This window comes from Alkalicoccobacillus porphyridii (assembly GCF_007293315.1).
GTDB classification, from domain to species: domain Bacteria; phylum Bacillota; class Bacilli; order Bacillales; family Bacillaceae_D; genus Alkalicoccobacillus; species Alkalicoccobacillus porphyridii.
Genome location: NZ_VLXZ01000301.1, coordinates 1 through 256 on the forward strand (window position 1 = coordinate 1; position 256 = coordinate 256).

Here is a 256-nt window from a genome sequence, read left to right on the forward strand (position 1 = left end):
GGGCGGTTCATCACGTATCAGCGTTACCAGCCTGATTTCAGCCTCCGCCCAGGGCAAAAAAGCGGTCGATGCGTTAGCGGGGCAGAGTGCGAAATTGCTCAACGGCATTCCGATTGACGAAGAAGATTTCTTCGGGCGTCAGCTGGCGTTCAACATGCTGCCGTTACTGCCGGATAGCGAAGGTAGCGTGCGTGAAGAACGTCGTATCGTTGACGAAGTACGCAAAATCCTGCAGGACGAAGGGCTGATGATTTCG

At 54.7% G+C, this 256-nt stretch carries 1 protein-coding gene; it reads left to right on the forward strand.

What is annotated here, in order from left to right:
• The coding region (locus tag FN960_RS24380; RefSeq protein ID WP_221936871.1) for an Asd/ArgC dimerization domain-containing protein at window positions 1-256 on the forward strand (256 nt) is incomplete at both ends.